The 4,763-nt window shown below is 65.4% G+C and carries 7 protein-coding genes and 1 pseudogene; 3 read left to right on the top strand and 5 right to left on the bottom strand.

Annotation, left to right across the window (positions count from 1 at the left end; all coding sequences use genetic code 11):
• The 3 genes from HMPREF2630_RS00195 to HMPREF2630_RS00185 form a co-directional block, all read right to left on the bottom strand.
• Positions 1–302 (bottom strand): helix-turn-helix domain-containing protein (locus tag HMPREF2630_RS00195; RefSeq protein WP_143131571.1); only part of this gene is annotated, 302 nt, incomplete at its 3' end.
• A gap of 56 nt (positions 303–358) precedes the next feature.
• Positions 359–1,468: a methylated-DNA--[protein]-cysteine S-methyltransferase gene (locus tag HMPREF2630_RS09450; RefSeq protein WP_371440184.1), complete on the bottom strand. Its 1,110-nt coding sequence runs from the start codon at positions 1,466–1,468 to the stop codon at positions 359–361.
• A 331-nt stretch (positions 1,469–1,799) separates the two neighbouring features.
• Positions 1,800–2,393 (bottom strand): protoglobin domain-containing protein, encoded by a 594-nt coding sequence (locus HMPREF2630_RS00185; protein ID WP_049338432.1) that lies wholly within the window; start codon positions 2,391–2,393, stop codon positions 1,800–1,802.
• Positions 2,394–2,611: 218 nt separating this feature from the next.
• On the opposite strand from HMPREF2630_RS00185, the pseudogene HMPREF2630_RS09240 reads away from it, so the two are divergent.
• From HMPREF2630_RS09240 to HMPREF2630_RS09195, 3 genes and pseudogenes are all read left to right on the top strand, one after another.
• Positions 2,612–3,151 (top strand): annotated as a pseudogene (locus tag HMPREF2630_RS09240) (cation:proton antiporter); the annotation flags it as partial.
• A gap of 35 nt (positions 3,152–3,186) precedes the next feature.
• The gene (locus tag HMPREF2630_RS09200; RefSeq protein ID WP_246822713.1) at positions 3,187–3,771 is read left to right on the top strand and encodes a cation:proton antiporter domain-containing protein; all 585 of its coding nucleotides are present in this window, start codon (positions 3,187–3,189) and stop codon (positions 3,769–3,771) included.
• On the top strand, positions 3,752–3,952 hold the full coding sequence (locus HMPREF2630_RS09195; RefSeq protein ID WP_204371325.1) for a hypothetical protein: 201 nt from the start codon (positions 3,752–3,754) through the stop codon (positions 3,950–3,952). The genes HMPREF2630_RS09200 and HMPREF2630_RS09195 overlap by 20 nt, the downstream gene beginning before the upstream one ends.
• Before the next feature lie 36 nt (positions 3,953–3,988).
• Here the strand turns inward: HMPREF2630_RS09195 and HMPREF2630_RS00175 are convergent, their stop codons facing one another.
• Together HMPREF2630_RS00175 and HMPREF2630_RS09410 are read right to left on the bottom strand one after the other, a co-directional pair.
• Positions 3,989–4,561, bottom strand: a complete 573-nt coding sequence (locus HMPREF2630_RS00175; RefSeq protein ID WP_049343453.1) for an N-acetyltransferase — start codon at positions 4,559–4,561, stop codon at positions 3,989–3,991.
• A 93-nt stretch (positions 4,562–4,654) separates the two neighbouring features.
• Positions 4,655–4,747 carry an IS3 family transposase gene (locus HMPREF2630_RS09410; RefSeq protein ID WP_305793921.1) on the bottom strand — a complete coding sequence of 31 codons (93 nt, stop codon included), beginning with the start codon at positions 4,745–4,747 and terminating at the stop codon, positions 4,655–4,657.
• Positions 4,748–4,763 lie beyond the last annotated feature (16 nt).

Raw genomic sequence — 4,763 nt, 5'->3', positions numbered from 1 at the left:
TTCAACGGTGTCGTGCTCGCAATACCGAAACGCACCATCGCTTCAGGCTTACTCATCCCACCATCAACTACAGCCTTCGCTGCGGCGACCTTGGTCTCGTAGTCGTATTTGGTGTGTTTTACTCCCATGGCAAGAAGCCGGCCCTTCCCGATGACGCGGTACATTTTCTGCCACTCTCTCACAGTCGCGGCAGATATACCAAGGCTTTTGGCGGTCAGACCATAGCCAAATCCCTTCTCAAACATTTGTACTGCCTGTTTCCGAAGCAAACGATCGTGTCTCATTCCCAGATGCACGGACATGAAAAGCCTCCCGTTTCCTGGACTTCATTTTCGATGTCCAAGAAACGGGAGGCAGTTCACATCACGACGAGGTCTTCGAACGCATCACCCACCCGGCGCTGCGCCGCGTCATCGACGTCGTGCTCGTCTTCTCGGGCTTCGCGATGGGCTTCGTGATGCTCGCGGGCGCCGGTGCGAACCTCGAGCAGCAGTTCGGCCTGCCCGCGTGGGCGGGTAGCGCCCTGTGCGCGGTGCTCGTGATCCTCACGGCCTTCCTCGACTTCGACCGGATCATGAAGGTGATCGGCGTCTTTACGCCCATGATCATCGTCGCCATCACGATCCTCACCATCTACTCGCTGGCGACGCCTCACCCCAGCGTCGCCGAGCTCAACACCGCCGCCACCCAGGTCACCCCGGCGCTGCCCAACCTGTGGCTCTCCACGATCAACTACTTCGCGCTGTGCGTCGTCAACGGCATCGCGATGGCCTTTGTGCTCGGCGGCTCGGTGCTGCGCATCGGCGAGGCCCGCCGCGCCGGGCGCATCGGCGGCACCATCATCGCCCTCGTCATCGGCGCGGACGCCCTGTGCCTGTACCTGAACGTGGATCGCGTCTGGGACGTGAACGTTCCCGCCCTCGAGATCGCGCGTTCGATCCACCCGGCCTTCGCCTTCGTCTATACGCTCATCATTTTCGCGCTCATCTACAACACGGTCTTTTCGCTGTTCTACTCGACGGCGCGCCGCTTCTCGGGCGGGCAGACCACCCGCATGCGCATCGTCCTCGTCGGCGTGGTCGCGGTGGGCTACGCGGCCTCCCTCATGGGCTTCAAGAAGCTGATCGGCGGCATGTATCCGATCATCGGGTGGCTGGGCGTCGCCCTCCTCGTCGTCCTCGCGGTCGGCTGGCTGCGCGAGCGCTCCGCCGTCCTGCGCGAGGAGAACCTGCGTCGCAAGCTCATTCGCGTCCTCGTGCGCAAGCAGCCAGGCTTTCACGTCCCCTCCCGCCGCGTAGCCGCCCGGGCCGTCCGCCGCCACAACACGGTGGCAGGGACGGATGAGGAGTAGAGGATTGCGTCCGACCGCCCCGCCGATCGCCTGGGCCGATGCGGGCACGCCTGCGTCCCGCAGCGTGGCCGTGAGGTGCCCGTACGTGCGCGTCGCGCCGTAGGAGATAGCGTCCATCGCCTCCCACACGCGCCTCTGGAAGTCCGTGCCCTCAGGCGCGAGGGGGACACTCGCGGGGGAGGGGGCTTCGCCCGCGAAGTATCCGTCGAGCCAGGCCACCGCCGCGTCCAGAGCGTGCGCGTCGGCCTCGTCCCACTCTGCTGGCGCGAGGACAACCTCCCGGGAATCGGGCGAGGTCAGGTCGAGCGCCGAGCGCGCCGAGGCCTCGTCGATGCCATAGGGGGAACCGAAGAAGCGCTGCCCGGTCACCCACAGGCCGACGAGCGCACCGCCCCGCGCGGCCAGCGTGAGGCAGCCGATGGGGGAGTCATAGGCGGCGAGCGCCGGATCAGAACTGCTCGGGGTGATCTCGATAGGCATACGCCCACACTGTCACGGCGACAGTCACAGCGCGAGTCCAGGCATCGCGGACGGCGCTCAGTTCTTCGCCCTCGAAGCCCTCCGCAAGGAGACGGTGCCCGACCTCCACAGTGGGCGCGATAAAGGCGAGCACGTAGCGTAGTGGCACGAACGGTGTCGAGTCCGCCCCATCCGCCGCGTTCTTCGCTGCAGACATATGCCGTGCGCCGATCAGGTACTGGTAGTCCAACCACGCCTGATCCCGCTCGCGCGTGCACATGTCGATGATCCACTGGGCAAATCGTGGCTTTGAGGCCTGCGCGTACTCGGGGTTCGGCTGCCCGTCCGGGTGCGCGGAATGGGCTGCCAGATACGTCTTTTGAGCCAAAATCCCGCGCCACGTGTCGACCATTTCCATGGCATGGGGTGCCAGGACTGGCTCTGCTCGAGAGAGCAGCTCTGCGTCACGGGGCTGGACGTGCGCGGCGGCCTCAATCTGTCGTAGGTCCTCGAGTGTGAGCGGGGATGTGGGGACGGCATCGGTGCCGTAGGTGTACCCCGACGAGTGGTCGTAAGCGGTCATGAGAACCTCCTTGAACCTATGGGTTAATGGTAGAACGTGTTCTGCTCGTCTGGATCTGTTTGACATTCGGGGATGGTGCAGCGGGCAGATGGGTGGGGCGTGGCGCTCCGCGCGAGTTCGCGGCGTGCGTAGCCGGTGTGGTGAGATGGCAACGACGCTGCGGGGGTTGTTCACAATACAATTGACCTGTGGATCCCCTTCTTATTGCCGTGGCCGGAATGCTCATCATTGTAGCATGCCAGTTCGTCGCGCACAAGGTGCGCGTGGCATCCCCCCTGATCCTGCTGGTCGTCGGCCTGGCGATTGGGTTCCTGCCGCAGGTGGGGGCCATCGAGATCGAGCCGCACATCGTCCTCGAGATGGTGCTGCCGCCGCTGCTGTTCTCGGCGGCCGTGCGTATGCCGACCATGGACTTCCGGCGCGAGATGCAGGCTGTCGCGATGCTCGCGATTCCCCTCGTGTTCCTGTCCGCCTTCGCGGTCGGCTTCGTCATCAACTGGCTGGTCCCCGCGATCTCCCTGCCCTGGGGCGTCGCGCTGGGCGCGGTCCTGTCGCCGACGGACGCGGTCGCCATCTCGATCGCGAAACGCTCGGGCGTCTCCCACCGCATCATCACGGTCCTCGAAGGCGAGGGGCTCTTTAACGACGCGACCTCGCTGGTTCTGCTCTCCGCAGCGATGAGTGCCGGCCTGGCCGCCGACGAACACGCCCTCAATCCGGGCCTGCTCATCGGCAAGGTCGCCATCGCCCTCGGCATCGCTGCGGTATTGGCTGGGTCGTCGGCGAGGTCGGCGTGCGTCTGCGTGCCCTCATCAAGGAGCCCTCGGCCGACACGGTTTTCTCCTTCGCGATGCCCTTCATCGCATCGATCCCCGCCGAGCACCTGGGAGGCTCCGGCCTCGTTGCGGCCGTCGTCGCCGACCTGGTCGTCTCGCGCCGACGCGCCGCCACGATCTCCGCGGCGAACAGGCGTTTCTCCCAGCAGAACTGGCAGACCATGACGCTCGTCTTGGAGAGTGGCATCTTCCTGACGATGGGCCTGCAGGCCTTTGGCATTGTCGAGGAGACCGCCGCGTTCTCCGGCGGCCTGGCCTTCGCCGCCTTCCTCGCCGTCACCCTGGGCGCGCTCATCATGGTCATTCGAGCCGTCTTCATCGCGTTGATGTTCACCTGGCTGGATCATCGACACAAGCGCCGTCAGCGGCGCTACGAGGCCGAGGCCGCGCGCATCGAGCGCTTTGAGAAGCGCATGCACAAGGCGAGTGAGGTTGACGCCGACATGCTTCAGGCGCGCGACCTGAGTCCCGAACGCTGCTTCCGCGAGCGAGACGGACGACGACGGTCACGGCACCGTCGACATGAGCGAGGAGGAGGTTGAGCGCTCCTTCACGCGCGACCAGATCCGTGAACTCGCTCTGGAGGCCATCCACGCCCAGCGCGACGCCCTCCTGCAGGCCCGCGACGAGGGAATCTTCTCCTCGGCGGCCCTGGAAGGCGCCCTCGCCCGACTCGACAACGAGGAAATCCTGCTGGTCTCCAGCCACGGCGTCGACAACTGATCGCCGCTGCGGCGTCAACCGAGCGAGGTCAGCGCGTCAGTCCGTCGTCACCCGCGAGGCGTACGCCGGGTCGTCGGTGACCGAGTTGAGCGCCTCCTCCAGGCGCTGCGGGCTCACAATCCCGTCGCGCGCCAGGACCCGGTAGGTCTGGTCGGCCTCGTGCGTGAGCATGTTCGTAACCTCAAAACCGTTGCGCTCGTAGAACGCCAGGCGGCGCACGCGCTGCTGGTAGTTCCCGGCCTCGCGCACGACCGGCTCGATCTCGAGCAGCTGCGGCACGTCGCCGTAGCGCTCGCGGAAGTGGGTGAGGATGCGCGTGCCGTATCCCGCGCTGCGCGTGCGCCCGTCCACCGCGAGAAAGCCCAGGTAGAACAGGTCGGGGAAGGCGAAGGAGAAGGTCAGGGCAACCACGTTGCCGGCCCCGTCCTCGCCCGCGGGCAGGGATGGATCGATCCACGCGAGGAAGGAGACCTGGTCCATCTGGGCGCTTGTCAGCAGCTCGGGAAGGGGGATCTGCTCCTCGGGCGGGAAGGAACGCTCGTAGATTTCCTTGATTTTGTCGGTGATCGGCCCCTCGTTGGGCACGGGAATCTGGGTGAGGTCAGTCATGGCGTCAGTCTAGCCGCTCGGTCTCGCCCACCCCCGGCAGGCAGCCGAAGGATGAACTGCGCCCCGAAACTTGGACGCATTAAATACTAGCCGTTATGCGGCCTCCTGCAGGGCCTGATCCCGATATTCAACCGGGGTCAGGCCCTTAAGCTTTTCCTGGCGTCTTGTTGTATTCCAATGCGTGATATAGGCTTCAAGGTCA

The sequence above is a fragment of the Rothia sp. HMSC072B03 genome (assembly GCF_001809565.1).
Taxonomy (GTDB): Bacteria; Actinomycetota; Actinomycetes; order Actinomycetales; family Micrococcaceae; genus Rothia; species Rothia mucilaginosa_A.
The sequence above is the reverse complement of the archived record's forward strand: the minus strand, read 5'-3'. Positions and strand labels throughout refer to the sequence as shown.